The sequence below is a fragment of the Gynuella sunshinyii YC6258 genome (assembly GCF_000940805.1).
Taxonomy (GTDB): Bacteria; Pseudomonadota; Gammaproteobacteria; order Pseudomonadales; family Natronospirillaceae; genus Gynuella; species Gynuella sunshinyii.
On sequence record NZ_CP007142.1, the window covers coordinates 373,433 to 393,805 of the forward strand.

The following is a 20,373-nucleotide window of genomic DNA, read 5'->3' on the forward strand; positions in this document are numbered from 1 at the left end:
ACGCCCAGCAGAAGTTGTTCTAAAGTCTGTTAATTAACCAAGTTGTAAGCACAGGGTTCATGAATGAATCTCCCGGCGTTATTTAAATTAAGCCTGTTTCCCGTCATGGCATTTGGTCTGGTGGATCTGGTGTTTTCATTCCTATCCATGCTGGTCTTCCGGGATGACGTCTATCGTTACTTTTATGAAACCGGCGTGGCATTTTTTGCCGTTTCTGTGTTCCTGGCCATTCTGCTGAAATTTGAAATCACCCGTATTCGGTTACAGGAAGCCATTCTGTTTGTCACCCTGGCCTGGATTTCTGCCGGATTTCTGGCCAGCGTCCCGTTTATTCTGATTTCCGGCCTTACCCTGACGGATGCGGTATTCGAGTCACTGTCTGCATTGACCACTACCGGCGCAACGGTGATGTCCGGGCTCGACGCCATGCCGAAAACATTGTTGCTATACCGTCAGACTCTGCAATGGTTCGGCGGACTCGGCATTATCATTCTCATGGTAGCCATCATGCCCATGCTGAACATCGGTGGCATGAAAATGTATAAGGCTGAGACGCCCGGACCAATGAAAGACGATAAACTGGTTCCCAGAGTATCCAAATCCAGCCGTTATCTCTGGGGGGTCTATCTGACGATCACAGTGCTGTGTACCGTATCTTATTACCTGGCCGGGATGAACTGGTTTGATGCGGTTTCGCATGCATTTTCGACTGTTTCCACCGGCGGTTTTTCACCACATGATGCCAGCATGAAATACTTCGACAGCGTGGCCGTCGAAATGGTATCGAACGTTTTCATGATTGCCGGTGCGCTAAACTTTGGTGTTCATTTCATAGCTTATAAAAGTCGTGATATCAAAACCTACTGGCGCGATGAAGAGACCGTGTTATTTCTGGGCATCATCGCACTGGCAACCTTGCTGGCTGCCATATATCTGACCCTCAATCAAAGCCAATACACATTCTGGATGGCACTGCGATCGAGTTTGTTTCAGGTAATTTCGTTTATTACCAGCACCGGGTTTGCGTCTGATAACTTCACCGACTGGCCGATATTCTGTGCCGTTATATTGGTGATCGTGGGTTATGTAGGCGGCTGTGCCGGCTCCACGGCCGGTGGTAACAAAGTCATCCGAACCTTGCTGGTACTGAAGACCAACCATCGGAATATCAAACAGCTGATCCATCCCAAAGCCTTGTTTACCATTAAAAGCAATGGACGGGTCATCGGCGAAGATATTCTGGATTCGGTCCGCGCCTTCATGTTCTTCTCGTTTCTGGTATCTCTGATATTTATCCTGCTGCTCATGGCCAATGGCCTGGATCTGTGGACCTCCATTACCGCAGTGGCCGCCTGTGTCAACGTACTGGGTCCGGCATTTGGTGAGCTGGGCTCGAATTTTCAACCGCTCAATGATTTTTCCACCTGGCTGATGAGCCTGGCGATGGTCATGGGACGACTGGAATATTTTACTGTGTTGCTGTTGTTCAGCGTCCGCTTCTGGCGGGCGTGACTACGGATAAGGCCTCTATGAACTCGACCGTTTGCTGCTCCTGCCTAGAACATGACCAGAATCAAAGAAACAACAAATACAATTGAGAATATCTATCATTTGCATTATTATTTTTAATCAACGGTCAATTTATCTATGCAACTGATATGTATATTTGTCTTTGTAAAGCCATCAGCGATAAAACCATTGTTCAATCAGCCCAAAATGGCTGCGATTATGCGCAGATCCGTAAACAAACCGGGGTGGGTACTGAGTGCGGAAAGTGCACTCAGGTTGCCAAGTCTCTGGTCAAAGAAGTGATTTCAACCGTCAAAATTCCAGCCTGACACGATCTGTCAGGCTGATTGTCAGCTGAAGATCACTACCTGCCGAAGCGGTCTGGCGCTTCAGTATCCTGCTTTTTTCTGACGTCCTGGTCACCCCTCTAACACTTTTTTCATTTGCTGCACTATGCTTGCTTGGCTATATTGCCTTTTCGTAAAAAACGATTGAGGAGTCTGTTCATGAAAGGTGACGCAAAAGTCATACAATACCTAAATGATGTGCTGGCCAACGAACTGGTTGCCATCAATCAATATTTCCTGCATGCCAAAATGTATAAAAACTGGGGCCTGGAAAAGCTCGGCGGGAAGGAATATCACGAGTCCATCGATGAAATGAAGCACGCTGACAAACTGGTTGAGCGTATTCTGTTTCTCGAAGGGGTTCCCAATGTACAGAAACTGGGCAAGTTACTGATCGGTGAAGACACCAAAGAAATGCTTGAATGCGACCTGAAACTGGAAAATATGGCCGTTCCGGTGCTGCGCGAGGCCATTGCCTATTGTGAGTCAGTCCAGGACTATGTTTCCAGAGATCTGTTGGAAGATATACTCGAATCCGAAGAGGAACATATCGACTGGCTGGAAACACAGCTGGATCTGATCAACAAAGTGGGTATCGAAAACTACCTGCAAAGCCACATGGATTCTTAATTCCGGTTCATCAGCTTCTCAATATCGCATCGGCCAGCTCAGTTCCCGGCAGGCCGGTGCCGGCAAGGGCCAGAATAATTGCCACCAGCACTACAAACACCGATACATACCAAACCAGGGAAAACAGCACCCCATAACGATCAAGGGTTGGTCTTGGATCCAGGCGCGACTGTGAACGCGCTGCCATCAGATCGAGAAATCCCAACATTATAAAAAAAGCCAGTAATCCAAGTTTCAACAATACCGCCAGCCCAAAACCAACGATAGATAAGGCCAGCACCAGATAAAACCCCAGCTTGCGATTGCCCGATTGTGCGAGCGACTTAAAGGCATGCCCTCCATCGAGAGGGAGAATCGGCAACAGGTTGAACAGATTAATCAACGCCCCGACGGATGCCACCAGGCCAACGAAGTGATTCCCTGTCAGCAGATACAGCACATAGAACACTACAGTCATGAGCAGACCGAAGCTTGGTCCCATCAAGGAAATGAACACATCCTGCCAATGGGTTTTCGCCCGCTCACCAAGGGCAATTCCACCGACGAATGGAATCAGATACATGCCTTTGGTCTTCAGGCCCGAACGTTTCATCGCCCACAGATGACCATATTCATGAAAAACCAGGATACCAATCAAAGCGATGGCAAACTGCCACGACAACAATATACTCCATGCCGCCGCCGATAAGCCAAGCATGACAACCTGGATCACCTTGACGCTTTTGAACAACTTGAACAACAGGCCGCCCCAGGCGACCACTGACCCAGTGTTGACGCTGCCAGACTGCGGAAGGGCAACCGCCTCGATGGCGACATGATGCTCATCGACCACAGCGCCTTCATGTGACAACTGCAGACTCACCTGCATGGTTTCAGGATTGATCAGGTAGTCGATCTGATCAAAAGGACGGGGCTCATTACCATTCAGTACCACCGAGCCGGACCAATAATGATGTGGTTGTTGTAATACGACTTCACCATTGACCAACAATCGTTGTTGCTGTTGTTCCGGGTCAACCATCAGATCAATGTTCTGATCCTGGTATTGGATACTCATCAGATTCATGGATTGGAATACTTCTTCGCTGTTTCAGGGTTGTTATGGGCAAAAAAACGGGCAAAGTCCCGTCTCAATTCGTTACTTTCCACGTCGGACAGTATTTTCATGCTAACTGCCTCGGCAAACATCTTTTCTGCCAGAGCGGGTTGTCCAGAGGTTAACAGTTTTACCAGAATTTTGGACAACAACGTTGCCGGTATTTGAGGATGAGGCTGTGCCAGGGACCAGTACTCTTTCAACATTGCCTGTTCCGATACCCCAAACTGACCATCAGCAAGACTGGCCCGAAACAGTCCAGAGGCAGCAAGGTGGAATGCTTTGTTATCCGGACAGACTTTTTCCAGATGATACAACTGGAAAAATACCCGATGACTCAGAGGATGCAACTTGGCCAACCGCCAGAATATTTTTTTTGCGCGGACAAAGTCTGCCTGAGTAACCGCCTGAAGCGCCTGTTGCAGCTGCTCCCGATAATCAGCCTCATCATCACGATTTTCAATAATTTGCTGATTCACCCTGGCCCAGCTGTTCCGGCCAGCCCATACCAGTAAAGCCCCGCAGGCCATGCCGCCGGCATGAGCCGCATACGCAACGGGGGCATCACTGAAAACCAGATCGAACAGCTCCTTGGCAATCCATACCGGCAAAATCAACAGCGCAGTGGCGCGAAAGTAATTGAATGCTATGCCAATGAAATAGAAAAACCGGATTTTCCGATGCCCGTACGCTGCGACATACATACCCATCACACCCGAGATAGCTCCAGATGCTCCAACCAGCGCAGAAGGCGAGCCCCAGTTCAGCAAACCAAAAAACAATGCTCCCACCGCACCACTGAACAGGTAGAAAATTAAATAATTCACGCTGCCCAGAAGCTGCTCAACCGTCATTCCCACCAGCAACAGAATAATCATATTGCCCAACAAATGCTCCAGACCACCATGCAGGAATTGATGGGAAAACACAGTCAACGCAGATATTTGCACCGGAATAAAACCAAAACGATTCCAACTCAGTCCACTAACCTGGTCAGAGAGGATCCGGCTTCGTGATGCCAGTATGGGCTTATCGTAATCGACAAATTCAGGCAGATGCTGGCTGGCATATGGCTGATAATCGGCATCCACCAACATAGCCACTGCAATCTGATGCTGATCCTCGATAGATAACTGCTCCGGGTGCTTAATTGTCAAAAGAGGAGAGTCAAATCGGCCACTCTGCTGTAGATAACTTTGATATACCGGTAACTCCTGAGGCAGAATGTCCAACCGGCTATAGGCTTCTGCAATCTGATCAAGCCGACGACTGTCACCGATGGAAGTCCAGACAAAAATCACGCAGTTGAACAAAATTAACAGCCAGGTCACCAATGGTGGTCGGGTAATGTCAAAGGTTCGTTCCATTGGCAGGATGAGCATAAAATCTCGCTATAATTCAAACGTTTAACCCAGGCCCTTTGGGCTGACCCTTGGACCTGCGACAGAGTAACGACTCACAAGAATAATGAAAAAGCAGCGCGTAATCATCATCATTGGTCTTGTCCTGGTTCTGTTAACCAGTATTCAGGTCGGTTCCTGGCTTGGATATCAGCGGCTGGAACAAAATGCCCGTAATGAATTGTTTCGCTATCAGGCATCACTGGAAGAACTGCTCGATCGCTTTAGCCTTATTCCTCCAGTACTGGCCGCCAATCAGTTATTTGTAGATGCCCTGAACTATGGTGCGGAAGATCAGGTATATCGTGCCAACGTGCTGCTGCAAGGTTTTGCTGATCGTATGCACGCGTCCGATATTTACATAATGGACACTCTCGGTATCACACGCATGACCAGCAACTGGAACCTGGATAACAGCTTCTTGTATCGGGACTTCAATTTCAGACCCTATTTTCAACAGGCCATGCAGGGGAGGGCTGCCATATATTCGGCCCTCGGAACCACTTCCGGCGTTCGGGGCCTGTATTTTTCCTACCCGATTATTTATCAGAACTCCGTCATCGGAGTGTTGGCGTTAAAACTGAATATTCCAGACCTGGAAACCGCCTGGCAAAGCCCTTACAGCGAGGATGTGGCCGAGCTGATGGTCACGGACGAACATGGTATCGTCTTTCTTTCCACCCGCGAAGACTGGCGGTATCGCAGCACCGAACCACTCAACCATGAGACGATACTGCAGCTCCAGCAGGAGCAGCGCTACGGTGAATATCGTTTCGAACCATTGCAATTCAGCCGGTTGCCGAGCAGATTTGGCATGAGTCCCGATACCTGGCAGGTCATCTGGCACAACGGTAGCTCAATCAACCAGTATCTCGCCATTTCCGGTATGGCTCCAATGGTCAACTGGGAAATGACCGTACTGGTACCATCCAAGCGGATCTGGCTGCAACAGCTGAGAACACTGGCCACCCTGCTGTCGATCTATATTGCCATTGTCGTACTCTGGCTGTTTCAACAAGAGCGCAGTCATCGTTTGCAAAACCTGGTGATGCATCAACGGGAATTGGAGCAGCGGGTATTGAGCCGGACCGAAGATCTGGAACAGAGCAACCTGCAGTTAATGCGCGAGGTCGACGAACGCCATCGGGCCGAGCAGGAACTCAAAACCATGCAGGAGGAATTAATCCAGGCAGCCAAGCTGGCCACCCTCGGGCAGATGTCGGCCAGTATCAACCATGAGCTGAACCAACCACTGACCGCCATCACGGCCTTTACCCAGAACTCGCAGAAGTTTCTGCAACGTGGGAAGACAGAAGCGGTCGAAAATAATCTGAAAGAAATACTGGCCTTGTGCCAGCGCATGCATACACTGATTTCCCAGTTTAAGATTTTTGCCCGCAAGTCCCCTCATAAACTGGTGATGGTGGAGCTGCAGAATGTCATCCATAATGCGGTCCACCTGGTACAGTCAGGGCTGGAAAACAACAATATCCAGTTTTATTTCTCTCTCCCGGAAACCCATGCTTTTATACTTGGAGACATGATCCGGCTGGAACAGGTTGTGGTCAATTTACTATCCAATGCAGTGCAGGCTTGCCAGCACAACAGTCACATCAGAATTAAAATTGCGCTGCAACAACTGGAAGACGAGTACCGAATCTCGGTCATTGACAACGGCCCGGGTCTGGATCAGGAACCGGAACAGGTTTTCGAGCCGTTTTATACCACCAAATCAGTAACTGAAGGACTGGGACTGGGGTTGAGCATCTCCCGCCAGATCATTACCACCATGAACGGCCGGCTTCAGGCGGAATACAGTGATGACCCCGAGTTCCCGGGCGCATTATTTCGTATTTACCTGCCGGTGTATCACGTAGCGGACCATGAAAACACTGTATGAATGCATTCAAAGTATTTTTTGTCGATGATGATCCTGCCATCCGCCTTTCCATGCAGCAAATGCTTGAACTGGAGGATATAGATGTTCAGTGCTTCGCTTCTGGAGAGGTGTTGTTCAATCTCATTGATGCCAGCTTCAACGGCATGGTCATTACCGATTTCAACATGCCGTCACCCAACGGTCTGGAGATACTGGAACGGATACAGCAGATCGATGTCAACATTCCGGTCGTATTGATTACCGGCCATGGGGACATCTCCATGGCCGTCGAAGCGATGCGCAACGGTGCTTATGACTTCATTGAAAAACCCTATGAGACAGAACCCTTACTGGAAGTCATTCATCGGGCCGCTGAAAAACGTCTGTTGACGTTGGAAAACCGCGATCTCAAAAGTCAGCTCAAATTCAACTCCCGTCCAGGCCCCCGGGTATTGGGACACAGCAAGGCCATGAAGCAGGTCTTCTCGGTACTGGATGCCATTGTAGATACCTCAGCCGATGTGCTGCTCCATGGTGAGACCGGTTGCGGAAAAGACCTGATTGCCCGCTGGCTGCATGAGGCCAGCAGCCGCAAGGATCACAACTACGTTGCCATCAACTGTGGTGCCGTGCCTGAAAATCTCATTGAAAGTGAACTGTTCGGACATGAAGCCGGTGCCTTTACCGGTGCGGATAAAAAACGCATAGGCAAATTTGAACATGCCGACGGCGGCACGGTTTTTCTTGATGAAATTGAAAGCATGCCTCTGAATCTTCAGGTCAAACTGTTGCGAGTACTGGAAGAGCGCAAGGTTGAACGACTGGGCAGTAATAAATCCATCAACCTGGACATCCGCATCATCACCGCGACCAAAACCAACTTAAAAGAACTCAGTGACCGCGGAGAATTCCGGGCAGATCTCTACTATCGCCTGAATATTGTTAAAGTGGACATTCCAACGCTGAAAGATCGCATTCAGGATGTTCCGCTGTTGTTTCAACATTTTGTCCTGATCGCTGCGGCCCGCTATGACCGTGAAATCATTCACCCCCCGGAAGCCAGAATCAGCGCACTGTTACAGCACGACTGGCCTGGCAATGTCAGAGAACTTCGTAATCTGGCTGAACGCTATGTGCTTATGGGCGAAAGTGCCTTCGATCAACTGGCTGATCCTTTCGAGCGGGAGCTGCAAAGTCGCAACACACTGGCAGAGATGATGGATCAGTACGAAGCCCACTTAATTGCAGCCGCCCTGCGCGACCATCAGGGATCCATCAAAGACACACTGGTTGCTCTTGGGCTGGCCCGCAAGACGTTGTACGAAAAAATGAAAAAATATGGACTGGATAAAAACGACTACAAAAACGAGTCATAACACGTCATTTTGCAGTAATTTCATTGGAATATTAGAAAAAGTCGATCCGCTCGGCCATACTGAAAAGAATATTGGTTTCATGGCCTACTTAAAACAGGTACCTGCACGACAAGGGCGGATACTTTCCGTTGTTCGGTATACAACAAAAACCTAAACCCTGTCCCGTCGTCCTCCGGCCGACGCACCATTGACCAACTTGAAAATAAAACACGCTTAACCAATCGATCTCAACTCATACGGTTTGCTGATCTCAGAGCCCGCCTGTAGGAGAGAAGATATGCGATACGTTATGGCACTATGGCTGCTGTTGACACTCCAGAGTCTGGCTCTGGCACAGTCTGATGTGGTCTATTATCTTGCTCCGGAAACAGACAGCGACCCTCGTCAGGTCTACCCATTGCAACTATTACGACTGGCTCTGAATAAAGTCGATCCACGGATACAACTCAAGCCATCACCGTTTCAAATGACTCAAAGCCGGGCGCTGACAGAGTTGATAGATGACAACGCCATTGATGTTGTATGGTCAGCAACGAGTCGATCCAGAGAACAGATCTGGCTGCCGGTACGCATCCCAATTTACAAGGGGCTGTTGGGTTATCGGGTTTTTTTGTACAAACCAGATGCTCTGACACAAACACCGGCAGAACTGTCACTGGAACAGCTCAAACAGATTCCCATGATTCAAGGACACGATTGGCCAGATACCAAAATATTGGAGGCCAACGGTTTTACCACCCTTTCCACAGCAAATTATGACGCGACCTTTCGCATGCTGAATCAGCAGCCGGGAAGGCTGTATCCCCGCAGTGTCACGGAGGTCTGGAACGAATGGCAGATGTACCGGCAGCAGGGGATTGAGATTGAACCGACACTGATGCTGCATTACACCATGCCACAATACTTCTTTGTCTCGAAGAGCAATCCTGAATTGCAATGACTGATTGAGAAAGGTTTACGGACTGCCATCGCGGACGGCAGTTTCAATGCAATGTTTCATCGCTACCTGCGCGAGAAAATTGCGCCGTTGCAGCTTGAGCAACGGCGGATAATTGAACTGAGTAACCCGATCATTCCTGACATGTTACCCACTGCAGAATCCGGATTGTGGTACCAGATACCAGGCAAACGGTAGTCCGGTCAGAAACTAACCTGGAGGCCAGCTCAAACTACGGCCACCAATCACATGGACGTGCAGGTGGAAAACACTCTGGCCGGCGTCGGCGCCATTGTTCACCACCAGCCGGAAGGCCTCGCCTATGCCCTGTTGTGCCGCAACCTGATTGGCCACCAGCATTAAATGTCCTAACAGAGCCTGATCCTCCGGCCCGGCATCACAGAGTTTGGGAATTGGTTTTTTGGGAATAACCAGATAGTGATGCGGTGCTGTTGGGAATTTATCCCGGATAGCCATGCATAACTCATCTTCATAGACACTGTCGGCCGGTAATTCACCGGCCACGATTTTGCCGAATATCGTCTCACTCATGAGCGGATTATCCTTTCTCGTCTCACTGCATTTCGCTGACGTGGGCCACTTTCTGACCACAGATTCCATAATCAATGGCTTCTTCAGCGCTCATCCAGTTATCGCGCTCAATATCTTTGCGCACACGATCAATCGGCTGACCGGTCTGGGCCGCGATGATCTGCGCCAGACGCTCGCGCATTTTGATAATCTGTTCAGCCTGAATAGCCACATCACTGGCCTGGCCGCCAACACCACCGGATGGCTGGTGAATCAGGAAACGGGTATTGGGCAGGCAATAACGGTCTTCTTTATCGGCGGCAAGAAAAATATGCGTACCAGCACTGGCAACCCAACCAGTCCCAACGACTTTAACCCGCGGTTTGATAAAGCGGATCATATCGTGAATGCTGTCACCGGCCTCAACATGCCCCCCCTGAGAGTTTATGAACAGGGTAATATCATCATCGGAATCCGCGGCCAGCGCTAATAATTCCAAACAGACTCGGCGCGCCATTTTCTGATTGATTTCCTCACAGATCATTAAAGTTCTGCTTTTAAACAATTTGTCGGAAATCATCTCTGGCGAGCTGTTATTTTCGGTTTCTTTGGTCATTGATCGCTTATCCCTGACTGATGGAAATTAACGGACACTGCTTCTAAGGAACCTCTGAATAATGTCGGCGATGCAGCCAGGACATGGCGAAAATCCGCAAAAAGCTGCCATAAATGACTGATCTGCACAGATTTTTAATGCCGCACGGCAACACACGTAATTATTCAAAGGCTCCCTAACAAAGCTTCTCCGGTTGAGCATAGCAAATGGGGATTACATTTTCCCGATTCAATATCACCGATTCAATTATCACTGTTTAAACATCAGTGATCACACAAGTTCTTCAACGTTCACCTTGGACAGTAACGTCCCTGTCTCAACCCATAAGGTTCTACCAAAATAAACACCAACAGCCCTTAGACTATTGCCCGGACACCAAATAACCATGGATGAACAAATGCAACGATGACCGCAACAAGGGTACCGGCGACCAGCACCTGAACATCCTTGATCAATGGCAGTTTCTCCGTCTGCTGTAACGCACCACGACGATTGGCGGACCACATGTCATACAACGAAAACAACAAAAAAGAGCCAAACAGCAGCAACGAGGATAAATCACCATTGACCAGCAAGTGTCCACCTGCCCACAGCGTCACACCCCACAGTTGGGGGTGACGGGTAAAACGCTTTATGTTGCTTTTCATTCCTGCCGCCGCCATCAGAATAAAGGCTGGTACCATCAACAACGGCATGATTTTGTAAGTCCAAAAGGGGCTGGCATAGATAAAAACAGCGTCTGCAGCGGCCTTACCCCAGATGATCAGTATCAACCCCACGAACGAGAACAGCGCAAACACCCCCCGATAGGTGCGATCTCCGAACCGTTCAATCAAAGCCTGACGGGTCCTTGTGAAGCCGGGCAATAAATGTATTCCAAAAAAAACGACAATGCCGATTACTAAAATGATCATTTCACCACCTCATGAAATATAAAGCATCGTCAGTAGCACAGCATTATTCAGCGTCTGACAGGTACTCGTTTTTTAGATCCACGTAGTTTTGGGCAGAGTATTTAAAAAAGTTCAGTTCCTGATCCGTTAACGGACGCTTTTTCTGTGCTGGTGAACCCATGTACAAGTAACCACTGTCGAGCTGCTTACCGGGGGCTACCAGTGAACCAGCACCGATAACAACCCGTTCAGGAATGACTGCACCGTCCAGAATCGTGGAACCAATACCAATCAACACTTCATTATGGATAGTACAACCATGCAGACAGACGTTATGACCAATAGTGACATCATCGCCGATGGTTAATGGATAACCATCCGGGTTGTAGTGGCTGGCATGGGTAATGTGCAACACCGCACCATCCTGAACAGAGGTCCGGGCACCGATGGTAATTCTGTGCATATCTCCACGAATAACCGCCATTGGCCAGACAGAGGAGTCTTCACCTATCGTCACATCGCCAATGATACAGGCCTGATCAGAAACATAGGTGGAATCTGCAATTTTTGGAGTATGGGATTTGTAACGCAGGATAGCCATAAAAGAGCCTCATTGTGGGAACATAGAGACTCTTCTAACATGCTTTAGCCTTTCCAGAAAGGTTTATGTATCTCCGCATCGGCGTCATAAGCAGTCAAACCGATATCCCTCAACAGGTGGGGACTGAGATCTTTTAGTTGTTGGCGGGTTTTGTAACGACGGTTCCACAGCTTTAATGTTTGTAGTGAGAAATGCCATTCCCCTGCGTGGACATGTAGAGCAGGAACCAAAATTTTCAGAGTGGACATTCTGGTTACCTCGTATCAATTGTTTATAATTTGTGTTGTGCTTATCAGCCTGCCTTGCATGCGTTAATGTGCGCTTCTTTCGCCAGGCCGACAAACGAGTATTTTTTGGTCCCGGATTACTTTCTTTCAGGCGAACTGCGTGCTTTTCAGAGACAAACCGGACTTACATCAATGTTGTTGGAATTACTATGGCTGAACTGCCACCACTCAATGCCCTTCGGGCTTTTTTATACGCAGCCGAAACCCAAAGTTTCAAAAAAGCAGCGGAGCGACTGTTTGTTACTCAGGCAGCGGTCAGCCACCAAATCCGGCTGCTGGAAGATTCTCTGGAAACTCAGCTGTTTCTGCGCTTAAACCGTGAAGTTAAACTCACTGATGAAGGCGCACGACTGTTGCCGTATGTCCGTTCTGCATTTCGATCCCTGAAATCCGGCGTCGATCAGTTGCGTGCGGATCCATCCCCGGATCGTCTGGTTATTTCGGTACTGCCATCATTTGCCTCACGATGGTTGCTTGGGCATTTGAAAGGTTTTCAGGCCAGTTATCCCGACATACATTTGGTACTGCGCTCCGACAATGAACTCGAAACCTTCGAAGAAAATGATTGTGACATGGCCATTCGACTCGGAGACGGTAAGTATCCAAATCTGCGCTCTGAGTTTTTAATGCGGGATGCCAAAATTGTGGTTGCCCATCCGGATCTGACCGAGCATGGCTCTTTGTCTGTCGAACGCCTCAAAACACTGCCACTGCTGGAAGACGCCGGTCCCGATGGTTCTGGCTGGTTGAACTGGTTGACGGAGCAGGAGCTGGACCCTGACGATTTTCGCATTTCCCTGACCGTCAATGATTCAGGTATGGCCATTGATGCCACCCTTGATGGTCAGGGAATTGGTCTGGTGCGCAAATCACTGGCTCAGGATCTGATCACCTCAGGCAAGTTGCTGAAGGTGAATGACTACGAAATCAATCTGTCCTATTCCTATTATCTGGTAGCCCCGGAACATCATTTCCAGAAAACCAAGGTCAGGATATTCGCAGAGTGGCTGCATAAGGAACTGGAAGCCAGCTTTTTGCCCGAATATTTTGCTTATTATGGCAGTTGACCAATATTACTTCACTGCTGGCGTCTGACATGTGCCGCAATAAAATGCGGCTTTTCATGAACTGTTTCAGCCGCCAGAAGGTTGCCTTTAAGATAATTAAATCCCAGCGCTTCAGCCGCCCGTTTGAGAATGCCGGTATCGATACCATCCGCAACCACTGTCTGCTCGTTAGTATGACAAAAAGACACTACCGCTTTTAACAACCGTTCCTTGCGTATGTCGGTCGTCATGGTTTTGATCAGATGATGGGCAACTGTGACGATATCAATTGGCAGGGTTACCAGCACTCCCAAATGAACGTCCATATCAGCGATTCCGGACAGGGCAATTTTGGCCCCCTGCTGTCGAAGCACTCGCATAATCTCCTGACAGCGATCCACATCAAACGGATCTGCCGGTAGCGTTACATTCAGAATAAGAGTGAGATCGCGGGCGCTGGCCTGCTGGCAGAGATCAAACAGGGTTTTATAGATACGGGCATTAAACAAGTCTGCCAGTAACAGATTTACAGACAGGTTGGTTTTATGTTCACGCAGATAATACTCCACATGCTGTAATAGATGATCACTCATTTGCTCATATAATCCAAACTTCTGAGCCACACTAAGGTATTCATCCAGCGCGACAAAACCATCCTCCAGGTTATCAATTTTCAGAGCACACTCCTGCCAGGCTGCTTTGCCGGTGCGTGCAGAAAAAACAGTCCGGGTTGAAATAACGGTTTTTCGCTCCTGAAGATTGGCCCACAACACACGGTATTTTTTGCGGTAACTGAGATCAAAGGATTCTTCTTTGAGCGTCTCGTCCAATACTACGCAAAGCAATTGCTTTTTCTGCGCCTGTCGCACAGCCAGTTGACAATCAGCAACCACCTGATTGGGTGAACGTCCCCTAATGGCCACGCACGCTGCCGTGACACTCAGCAGATACTTGCCTGCTGATTTCGCCTCATTCAGATGCCGGTTCAGTTGTTCAATATATCTGTACAGACTGACTTCCAGCTGTCTTTCCGTCTGCGATTCAGCCTCTGACAACAACAATACCACCTGATTGTCAGACCACTGATAGGCAGCAAATGGAAAAGTGGGTACTTTCTTATTCAGACGGTCACCCAGCAATTGCATGATTCTCATGCGAGTTGCCGCATCACCGATTGCCAGAATTTGGCTCAAATGATCCACTTCGACCAATACCAGCCATCGAGCCTGACGCCATTCCTGTGCATTGGCGAGGTCGTTGGCTTTTACCAGTCCGGAATATTGATCGTAATGGACCAACTCAATCACCGTGCGAAAGAAATCCTCGTTGTAACGCTTGGTCAGGATACCCACCAAACTCAGCAACACGTAGGTACCCAGAATCATCATCCATAAGGTTATAGACGAGGAGTAATAGGCGGTCTCCATCACTCCGGTCACGTGGGGCAACCAGCAGATACATATCCAGATAAAGAACAATTGCGTCTGTATCGCCGCCGAAAAACTGTTGTACAGACCGGCTGCGAGAAAAGGAAAACACAAGATAAACATGAACTGGACCTGATAGGCACCCGGCAGGTAATACGCCATCGGGATAACCAGAAAAAACAGCAATGTCAGAAATCGCGCCAGCACATCCAGTCGCCTGGAACTCCACAATGACAAGGCCCCCAGACCAATAACGGCAGAGGCTCCCAGATAGACCCAAGCTGGGTGCTCGGCTTCAAAATATGTTCGCAAGGAAAGCAGGAATAAGGGGGTAAAAGTAAAAAAACCACTGACAATCAAAAGAATTCGACTTTTTAACAACTGCTGGGCATCAACCATACGCTGGTACCACAGCGTTGATTGATAGTCCTTAAAAAAAGTTTCGTCATCCAAAGATGTGTCAAACATTATTCTGCCTTTCAGTCATCGCATGTGTTTTCTTTCTTACAAAACTGAAAATTTCAGTTCTCATGCAGTCTAACAGCGTTAGAGTGCTTTTAAAGCATCTGTATTTAAGTTAAATCAATATGTCAAAATCAGACTGATCGATAATAGCCACAATGGCCAAAATCCTTAACAATGATGGTGCTGGTGGCGTAAAAGGACCCTGATATGGAACTCCTGTTAAAAGAAATTGTAGGTGAATATCAGCACAATACCTGTGTTGAAGGCATAATGTTGGGCGGTTCCCGATCAACGGAGTCGGAAGATCAGTTATCTGACTACAATCTTTACGTGTATCACCATGAAGATATCTCTGTTTCTGAACGCCAACAGATTACCAATAAGTTCTGCCGTTATATGGAGCTGAATAATCAGTTCTGGGAAGTTCAGGATGATGGTCAGTTAAACGATGGCTCAGAAATTATCATTGTGTACCGCAATCTGATTCAGTTTGACCGCCAACTCCACGATGTCGCCTTTCGATATCAGGCACGACTGGGTGCCACTACTGCACACTGGTACAACTTTCTGCACGCAGAAATTCTGTTTGACCGTAACGGCAGACTGGCGGAACTGCAGCAGAAATACAGCATCGCCTACCCATTTCAGCTGCAAAGCAATATTCTGCAAAAAAACCACGCACTGTTGAGACGCCAAATGCCTGCTTATCTGTTTAAGATAGAGAAGGCATTAGTGCGCCAGGACCGGGTTTCATTAAATAATCTGTTGTCCAGGTTTATGGCCAGCTACTTCGATATCGTATTTGCCGTTAACGAACAATTGCATCCAGGTGATAAAAAACTGGTTTCCCATGCGTTACGCCGATGCAACCATATTCCGAAAAATTTCGAATCACGCCTTAATCGCTGTTTTGAGCTGGCGGGCGGTGCCAGACAGGAACTGCTGGCAGAATTAAACCTGCTCATTGATGAACTTGATCATATGATCAAGCATCGAGCATCATCTTCACTGTAAACATTTGGATCACTCTTCGTATGTTTGGCTTTTTTATTCTCCTTGCCTACTGGCTGGCTGGAGAATATGTGGTTTACCTTTTTGCCTGGCCCATTCCGGGCAGTGTTGTCGGTCTGCTGGCCCTTTGGCTGACACTGGTCGTACTAGGTCACGTTCCGGATTCTTTAAAAAACACTTCTTCGACATTGCTGCGTTATCTGACGTTACTGTTTGTTCCGGCAGGAGTCGGTCTGATCGAACATTGGCCATTATTGATGCATAGCGGGATTTGGATATTACTGATCATTACCGCCAGCACACTGCTCACAGCAACTGCCATAATCGCTATTTTTAGAGTATTCGGGACCAAATAATGACAAGTTCTATCCAAATGCTGATGGCATTATCCATCACCATCGGTATTTATCTGCTGGCCGAACAGATATATCGCAAATTTCACCGCTCAGCACTGGTTCACCCTGTCATTGTGACCATTTTTTCGATTATGGGTTTATTAAAGCTGTTAGGCTGGGAGTATCCTCAATATCGACAGGACACGGCCATGATTCACTTCATGCTGGGTCCGGCAACGGTGGCACTGGCAATACCGCTGTATGAAAACATATCTCTCATCCGGAAAATGCTGATACCACTAATGGTCGCCACGCTGGTCGGTGCATTTATCGCCTCATCCAGTGCTTTTCTGTTGTCAGAATGGCTCATCAACACGGATATTTTAAGCCGTTCCATGCTGGTGAAGTCTATCACCACACCTATCGCCATTGGCGTCGCAGAAAAAGTCGGAGGCAGTGGCTCTCTGGCAGCCGGACTGGTGCTACTCACTGGAGCAATCGGTTGTCTGGTATTACCGGGATACATGCGGCTAGTGAAGGTTCAATCAGAACCGGCGGAAGGATTTATTATGGGCATGACAGCCCACGGATTTGGAACGGCCCAGGCATTTGAAAAATCGGTCACCTGTGGTGCTTTTGCCGGTCTGGCGATGAGCCTGACCGGCGTGATAACAGCGGTACTGATTCCCTTATTTGTGCCTGTAATCAGCCTTTTTTAGCCCGATGGCGAGACTTGGACGGCTTTTCATCTTCCCATGGACGAATATTTAATGGCCGATTACGCACTTTGACGTTTTTCAACTGTTTAAATACTTCTTTTGGCATTCCGTCTGGCAATTCGACAATGGAGAAATTTTCACTGAGACGAATGTTGCCGATAAACTGGCTTTCAATACCGGCTTCATTGGCAATAGCGCCCACAATGTCACCAGGTCTGATACCATCGCGGCGACCAACGTCGAGGCGATATTTCTGTACTTTCATACCATCCGGCAAACTACGTGATTTGCGTTCCCCAGATTTACCACCACTCTTTTCACGGCGATCATCACGACGGTCGTCTTGCCGACCTCGGGGCTGAACAATAAAGTCATTGCTGAGCTCACCTACGAGCAAAGGCGTTCCCTGTTGGGCAATATATCCTAACGCAGCGGCAATATTGATTGGTTCTATCTGGTGCTCCTGATGCAGTCCCATAATCAAATCCACCAGAATGTCCTTATCAGGCGTTCCATCGATATCCTGAACCACCGCCAGAACGGTATCTTTAAACTCTTTGATCCGTTGCTCACTCAATTGCTCAGCCGTTGGCAACTTCATAACCGGAATTGGGGCCCGGGTATGCTGCTCGATGGTTCTGAGCAGACGCTGTTCACGAGGGGTAATCAACAGAATAGCTTTACCACTGCGGCCGGCACGCCCTGTACGACCGATACGATGAACATAAGCTTCGGAATCGTAGGGAATATCATAATTGATTACGTGACTGATGCGCTCTACATCAAGACCACGAGCAGCCACATCCGTGGCAATAGCGACATCCAGCTTGCCTTTTTTGAGTCTCTCAATAGTTTTCTCACGCTGTGCCTGATTCATATCACCGTTCAGCGCAGCACTGGAAAAGCCACGTGCTTCCAGTTTTTCCGCCAGTTCAGTGGTGGCGGTTTTGGTCCGTACAAACACGATGGCGGCATCAAAATCCTCAACTTCCATTACCCTGGTCAGAGCATCCAGTTTTCGGTTTGGCTGAACCATCAGGTGACATTGTTCGATCTGCGCAACGGTAGTGGACTCGCGCGCGACTCTGACTTCAACCGGATCTTTCAGGTAATTGGCGGTGACCTTACGAATAGGTTCCGGCATGGTAGCCGAAAACAAAGCAACCTGCCGTTCTTTAGGGGTATGCTCCAGAATCCACTCAACATCCTCAATAAAGCCCATGCGCAGCATTTCATCAGCTTCATCCAGAACTACTGTTTTAAGGTGCGACAAATCCAGACTGCCTTTCCGTAAATGATCCATCACCCTTCCAGGCGTACCAACGACCACATGCACCGGACGTTTCAGGGCCCGCAGCTGTACGCGCATATCCTGCCCACCATAAATCGGCAGTACATGAAAACCCTTGATAAAATGAGCATAAGATTGGAATGCTTCAGCCACCTGAATAGCCAATTCCCGTGTGGGGGCCAGCACCAGTGCCTGTGGAGAAACTTGTTGAATATCCAGATTATGAAGTACGGGCAATGCAAACGCCGCGGTTTTGCCGGTACCGGTCTGGGCAATACCCAGCAGATCGCGACCACTCATCAGCGAAGGGATGGTTTGCGACTGTATAGGGGACGGACTTTCATACCCGATCGCCGATAGCGCTTTCATCACAGGCTCGGAAAGCTGTAAATCGGCAAAAGAAGTAATGTGTTCGGAATCGGTCATATGAAAGAGCCTGCAGAATAAAAAATTGGGGGGCGCGGATTATATAGAGTTTAGAGACAAAACACAGAGGCAATTCACAGAAATTACAGAATTTTGCGAAAAATAAAGCCGGAGACCCGGCTTTATTGATGCGTATGACTAAATTCAGGCAGATCAGAAGGTCATGGTCATACCCAACGCATAGGTCCAGGCTTCGGATTCATCGAACACAACCGTAAAAGAACCATTATCCACCGTTGTCTTATCCAGATTGGTATATCCCAGACCGGCAGAGAGGGAGAAATTATCGCTTAGCGCGTAACGTCCACCCAGGCTTAACGTGTACGAATCACCCCGAGGCTGACGCAGGGAGTCGCTGTCAACACCGTCTGGCAGATCCTCATCGCCCAGCTTAACCGTACTGGAATAACTGGCTGCCATGACCAGCTTGTCGGTTACCTGATGGCCAACACCGAAACGGTAGTCCAGGGTATCATTGGAAAACAAACCCAGATCAACGTCGTAATCATTGTCACCAGCGCCATCACTGTTTGTTTTACTGGTTACGTTCAGAGAATCCAGTTCAGACCAGGCACTCCAATGCAAATTACCGAATACCAGCCATTTTGGCCAGATACCAGTCTGCAGAGTTAAATTCCATGACGCGGGTGTCGACAAATCCGCCTTGACACTATCCGTTGCAACCCTGTTTTGAAGGGTCTGTATGCCCGCTCCACCGGTGACGGTTCCCTTAATGGTGTAATCAATAGGTGAGTGGTAGAACACGCCAATCTTCAACGCAATATCTTTGATCTCATACCCAATACCAGCAACGTATCCTGCTTCATAGCTGGTGCCCATATCATAGCTGATATTGTCATTTTCGCCCGTCGCTAACCCACCTGGGACGGACGCTGCCGCCAAATCATTCATCATATCGGACGAAAAGACGGCATGAATGTTCTGAAATTTGGGTCCGGCAAAGAACGTCAGCCGGCTCTTGCCCATCTGTATTCCATAACCGCACGCAACGGTCCAGGCATTACTGGTAACTTCTGTTTCAATAGGGGTATGTTCTTCATCTTCTTTAGCATTGGCACCAGAAGCCCCGTCAAAATAGCTTAATGATTCATCCGCTATTTTTGTATGAGTTTTATAAGGTTCATCTGTTTGAAAGGCACAAGCGATGGAATCCGTTATCGCCAGTCTCGCTCCTACCTGAAGACTCATATAGTCGGACGCAACATCATCAAGCTTGACATCAGCCGAATTATAGCTGCCGCCCACAATGCTGTTACTGTTAGCTTTACCTGTCAACTCGACAGTCGTGGAATAGGTCATGATGGTAATTTCATTGCCGGTACCCAAAATAATGTCAAAGGGTTGACCGGAATTATCAAAACCACCCGCTATGGTTGTGCTTGCCAGTGCTGAGATTGCAGCCGCTAAAGGCAAGCGTTTAGTGAACTTACTCACACTATTCTCCTTCCATTCTTAATTATTGTTGTCTGAAGCATGTCAAGAATATGTTTACTCAGACTCAAGAACTACCTTTTACAGTATTAATTCATT

The 20,373-nt window shown here is 48.3% G+C and carries 21 protein-coding genes; 11 read left to right on the forward strand and 10 right to left on the reverse strand.

Going from position 1 to position 20,373, the window contains the following annotated elements; all coding sequences use genetic code 11:
• Positions 1 to 63: 63 nt before the first annotated feature.
• The 3 genes from YC6258_RS01745 to bfr all read left to right on the forward strand — a co-directional run bounded on the left by YC6258_RS01745 (position 64) and on the right by bfr (position 2,486).
• Complete coding sequence (locus YC6258_RS01745; RefSeq protein WP_044615518.1) at positions 64 to 1,512, forward strand: TrkH family potassium uptake protein; 1,449 nt, start codon at positions 64 to 66, stop codon at positions 1,510 to 1,512.
• Positions 1,513 to 1,658: 146 nt separating this feature from the next.
• Positions 1,659 to 1,838 carry a (2Fe-2S)-binding protein gene (locus YC6258_RS01750; protein WP_044615519.1) on the forward strand — a complete coding sequence of 60 codons (180 nt, stop codon included), beginning with the start codon at positions 1,659 to 1,661 and terminating at the stop codon, positions 1,836 to 1,838.
• A gap of 177 nt (positions 1,839 to 2,015) precedes the next feature.
• The gene (gene bfr / locus YC6258_RS01755) at positions 2,016 to 2,486 is read left to right on the forward strand and encodes a bacterioferritin (protein WP_044615520.1); all 471 of its coding nucleotides are present in this window, start codon (positions 2,016 to 2,018) and stop codon (positions 2,484 to 2,486) included.
• Between the two features lie 10 nt (positions 2,487 to 2,496).
• Here the strand turns inward: bfr and YC6258_RS01760 are convergent, their stop codons facing one another.
• Both YC6258_RS01760 and YC6258_RS01765 read right to left on the reverse strand, forming a co-directional pair.
• Positions 2,497 to 3,543: a site-2 protease family protein gene (locus tag YC6258_RS01760; RefSeq protein WP_144407526.1), complete on the reverse strand. Its 1,047-nt coding sequence runs from the start codon at positions 3,541 to 3,543 to the stop codon at positions 2,497 to 2,499.
• Positions 3,544 to 3,548: 5 nt separating this feature from the next.
• Positions 3,549 to 4,949, reverse strand: a complete 1,401-nt coding sequence (locus tag YC6258_RS01765; protein ID WP_169748914.1) for a rhomboid family intramembrane serine protease — start codon at positions 4,947 to 4,949, stop codon at positions 3,549 to 3,551.
• A 100-nt stretch (positions 4,950 to 5,049) separates the two neighbouring features.
• Between YC6258_RS01765 and YC6258_RS01770 the strand changes: the two genes are divergently transcribed.
• The 4 genes from YC6258_RS01770 to YC6258_RS30080 all read left to right on the forward strand — a co-directional run bounded on the left by YC6258_RS01770 (position 5,050) and on the right by YC6258_RS30080 (position 9,372).
• A complete protein-coding gene (locus YC6258_RS01770; protein WP_044615522.1) occupies positions 5,050 to 6,882 on the forward strand; it encodes a sensor histidine kinase in 1,833 nt (610 codons plus the stop codon).
• Complete coding sequence (locus YC6258_RS01775; RefSeq protein ID WP_044615523.1) at positions 6,879 to 8,237, forward strand: sigma-54-dependent transcriptional regulator; 1,359 nt, start codon at positions 6,879 to 6,881, stop codon at positions 8,235 to 8,237. The genes YC6258_RS01770 and YC6258_RS01775 overlap by 4 nt, the downstream gene beginning before the upstream one ends.
• A gap of 277 nt (positions 8,238 to 8,514) precedes the next feature.
• Positions 8,515 to 9,177, forward strand: a complete 663-nt coding sequence (locus YC6258_RS01780) for a hypothetical protein (RefSeq protein WP_052829995.1) — start codon at positions 8,515 to 8,517, stop codon at positions 9,175 to 9,177.
• Between the two features lie 51 nt (positions 9,178 to 9,228).
• Positions 9,229 to 9,372, forward strand: a complete 144-nt coding sequence (locus tag YC6258_RS30080; protein WP_169748915.1) for a hypothetical protein — start codon at positions 9,229 to 9,231, stop codon at positions 9,370 to 9,372.
• 12 nt (positions 9,373 to 9,384) lie between these two features.
• On the opposite strand, the gene YC6258_RS01785 is transcribed toward YC6258_RS30080, so the two are convergent.
• The 5 genes from YC6258_RS01785 to YC6258_RS01805 form a co-directional block, all read right to left on the reverse strand.
• A complete protein-coding gene (locus YC6258_RS01785; protein WP_044615524.1) occupies positions 9,385 to 9,726 on the reverse strand; it encodes a histidine triad nucleotide-binding protein in 342 nt (113 codons plus the stop codon).
• 22 nt (positions 9,727 to 9,748) lie between these two features.
• On the reverse strand, positions 9,749 to 10,321 hold the full coding sequence (locus YC6258_RS01790; RefSeq protein ID WP_044615525.1) for an ATP-dependent Clp protease proteolytic subunit: 573 nt from the start codon (positions 10,319 to 10,321) through the stop codon (positions 9,749 to 9,751).
• 356 nt (positions 10,322 to 10,677) lie between these two features.
• On the reverse strand, positions 10,678 to 11,235 hold the full coding sequence (locus tag YC6258_RS01795; protein WP_044615526.1) for an NnrU family protein: 558 nt from the start codon (positions 11,233 to 11,235) through the stop codon (positions 10,678 to 10,680).
• A 43-nt stretch (positions 11,236 to 11,278) separates the two neighbouring features.
• Positions 11,279 to 11,815, reverse strand: a complete 537-nt coding sequence (locus YC6258_RS01800) for a gamma carbonic anhydrase family protein (protein WP_044615527.1) — start codon at positions 11,813 to 11,815, stop codon at positions 11,279 to 11,281.
• A 44-nt stretch (positions 11,816 to 11,859) separates the two neighbouring features.
• Positions 11,860 to 12,063, reverse strand: coding sequence for a DUF1127 domain-containing protein (locus YC6258_RS01805; RefSeq protein WP_044615528.1), 204 nt, complete (start codon positions 12,061 to 12,063; stop codon positions 11,860 to 11,862).
• Between the two features lie 188 nt (positions 12,064 to 12,251).
• Between YC6258_RS01805 and YC6258_RS01810 the strand changes: the two genes are divergently transcribed.
• Positions 12,252 to 13,169 carry a LysR substrate-binding domain-containing protein gene (locus tag YC6258_RS01810; protein WP_044615529.1) on the forward strand — a complete coding sequence of 306 codons (918 nt, stop codon included), beginning with the start codon at positions 12,252 to 12,254 and terminating at the stop codon, positions 13,167 to 13,169.
• Positions 13,170 to 13,180: 11 nt separating this feature from the next.
• Here YC6258_RS01810 and YC6258_RS01815 read toward each other — a convergent pair whose 3' ends face one another.
• Complete coding sequence (locus YC6258_RS01815; RefSeq protein ID WP_044615530.1) at positions 13,181 to 15,043, reverse strand: EAL domain-containing protein; 1,863 nt, start codon at positions 15,041 to 15,043, stop codon at positions 13,181 to 13,183.
• 204 nt (positions 15,044 to 15,247) lie between these two features.
• Between YC6258_RS01815 and YC6258_RS01820 the strand changes: the two genes are divergently transcribed.
• From YC6258_RS01820 to YC6258_RS01830, 3 genes are read left to right on the forward strand one after another with little or no spacing between them, the layout of a single operon-like run.
• Positions 15,248 to 16,054 carry a DUF4037 domain-containing protein gene (locus YC6258_RS01820; RefSeq protein ID WP_044615531.1) on the forward strand — a complete coding sequence of 269 codons (807 nt, stop codon included), beginning with the start codon at positions 15,248 to 15,250 and terminating at the stop codon, positions 16,052 to 16,054.
• Positions 16,055 to 16,074: 20 nt separating this feature from the next.
• The gene (locus YC6258_RS01825; RefSeq protein ID WP_044615532.1) at positions 16,075 to 16,407 is read left to right on the forward strand and encodes a CidA/LrgA family protein; all 333 of its coding nucleotides are present in this window, start codon (positions 16,075 to 16,077) and stop codon (positions 16,405 to 16,407) included.
• Positions 16,407 to 17,105, forward strand: a complete 699-nt coding sequence (locus YC6258_RS01830; protein WP_044615533.1) for an LrgB family protein — start codon at positions 16,407 to 16,409, stop codon at positions 17,103 to 17,105. The genes YC6258_RS01825 and YC6258_RS01830 overlap by 1 nt, the downstream gene beginning before the upstream one ends.
• On the opposite strand, the gene YC6258_RS01835 is transcribed toward YC6258_RS01830, so the two are convergent.
• Both YC6258_RS01835 and YC6258_RS01840 read right to left on the reverse strand, forming a co-directional pair.
• Positions 17,092 to 18,822: a DEAD/DEAH box helicase gene (locus tag YC6258_RS01835; RefSeq protein WP_044615534.1), complete on the reverse strand. Its 1,731-nt coding sequence runs from the start codon at positions 18,820 to 18,822 to the stop codon at positions 17,092 to 17,094. The genes YC6258_RS01830 and YC6258_RS01835 overlap by 14 nt on opposite strands.
• Before the next feature lie 153 nt (positions 18,823 to 18,975).
• On the reverse strand, positions 18,976 to 20,277 hold the full coding sequence (locus tag YC6258_RS01840) for an OmpP1/FadL family transporter (RefSeq protein ID WP_044615535.1): 1,302 nt from the start codon (positions 20,275 to 20,277) through the stop codon (positions 18,976 to 18,978).
• Positions 20,278 to 20,373 lie beyond the last annotated feature (96 nt).

Coding starts and splice junctions, on each gene's coding strand:
- YC6258_RS01830 (WP_044615533.1), top strand. CDS start 16,407: ATGACAAGTTCTATCCAAATGCTGATGGCATTATCCATCACCATCGGT.
- YC6258_RS01800 (WP_044615527.1), bottom strand. CDS start 11,815: ATGGCTATCCTGCGTTACAAATCCCATACTCCAAAAATTGCAGATTCC.
- YC6258_RS01790 (WP_044615525.1), bottom strand. CDS start 10,321: ATGACCAAAGAAACCGAAAATAACAGCTCGCCAGAGATGATTTCCGAC.
- YC6258_RS01805 (WP_044615528.1), bottom strand. CDS start 12,063: ATGTCCACTCTGAAAATTTTGGTTCCTGCTCTACATGTCCACGCAGGG.
- YC6258_RS01825 (WP_044615532.1), top strand. CDS start 16,075: ATGTTTGGCTTTTTTATTCTCCTTGCCTACTGGCTGGCTGGAGAATAT.
- YC6258_RS01750 (WP_044615519.1), top strand. CDS start 1,659: ATGTATATTTGTCTTTGTAAAGCCATCAGCGATAAAACCATTGTTCAA.
- YC6258_RS01780 (WP_052829995.1), top strand. CDS start 8,515: ATGCGATACGTTATGGCACTATGGCTGCTGTTGACACTCCAGAGTCTG.
- YC6258_RS01745 (WP_044615518.1), top strand. CDS start 64: ATGAATCTCCCGGCGTTATTTAAATTAAGCCTGTTTCCCGTCATGGCA.
- YC6258_RS01835 (WP_044615534.1), bottom strand. CDS start 18,822: ATGACCGATTCCGAACACATTACTTCTTTTGCCGATTTACAGCTTTCC.
- YC6258_RS01760 (WP_144407526.1), bottom strand. CDS start 3,543: ATGAGTATCCAATACCAGGATCAGAACATTGATCTGATGGTTGACCCG.
- YC6258_RS30080 (WP_169748915.1), top strand. CDS start 9,229: ATGTTTCATCGCTACCTGCGCGAGAAAATTGCGCCGTTGCAGCTTGAG.
- YC6258_RS01770 (WP_044615522.1), top strand. CDS start 5,050: ATGAAAAAGCAGCGCGTAATCATCATCATTGGTCTTGTCCTGGTTCTG.
- YC6258_RS01765 (WP_169748914.1), bottom strand. CDS start 4,949: ATGGAACGAACCTTTGACATTACCCGACCACCATTGGTGACCTGGCTG.
- YC6258_RS01810 (WP_044615529.1), top strand. CDS start 12,252: ATGGCTGAACTGCCACCACTCAATGCCCTTCGGGCTTTTTTATACGCA.
- YC6258_RS01795 (WP_044615526.1), bottom strand. CDS start 11,235: ATGATCATTTTAGTAATCGGCATTGTCGTTTTTTTTGGAATACATTTA.
- YC6258_RS01815 (WP_044615530.1), bottom strand. CDS start 15,043: ATGTTTGACACATCTTTGGATGACGAAACTTTTTTTAAGGACTATCAA.
- YC6258_RS01775 (WP_044615523.1), top strand. CDS start 6,879: ATGAATGCATTCAAAGTATTTTTTGTCGATGATGATCCTGCCATCCGC.
- bfr (WP_044615520.1), top strand. CDS start 2,016: ATGAAAGGTGACGCAAAAGTCATACAATACCTAAATGATGTGCTGGCC.
- YC6258_RS01785 (WP_044615524.1), bottom strand. CDS start 9,726: ATGAGTGAGACGATATTCGGCAAAATCGTGGCCGGTGAATTACCGGCC.
- YC6258_RS01820 (WP_044615531.1), top strand. CDS start 15,248: ATGGAACTCCTGTTAAAAGAAATTGTAGGTGAATATCAGCACAATACC.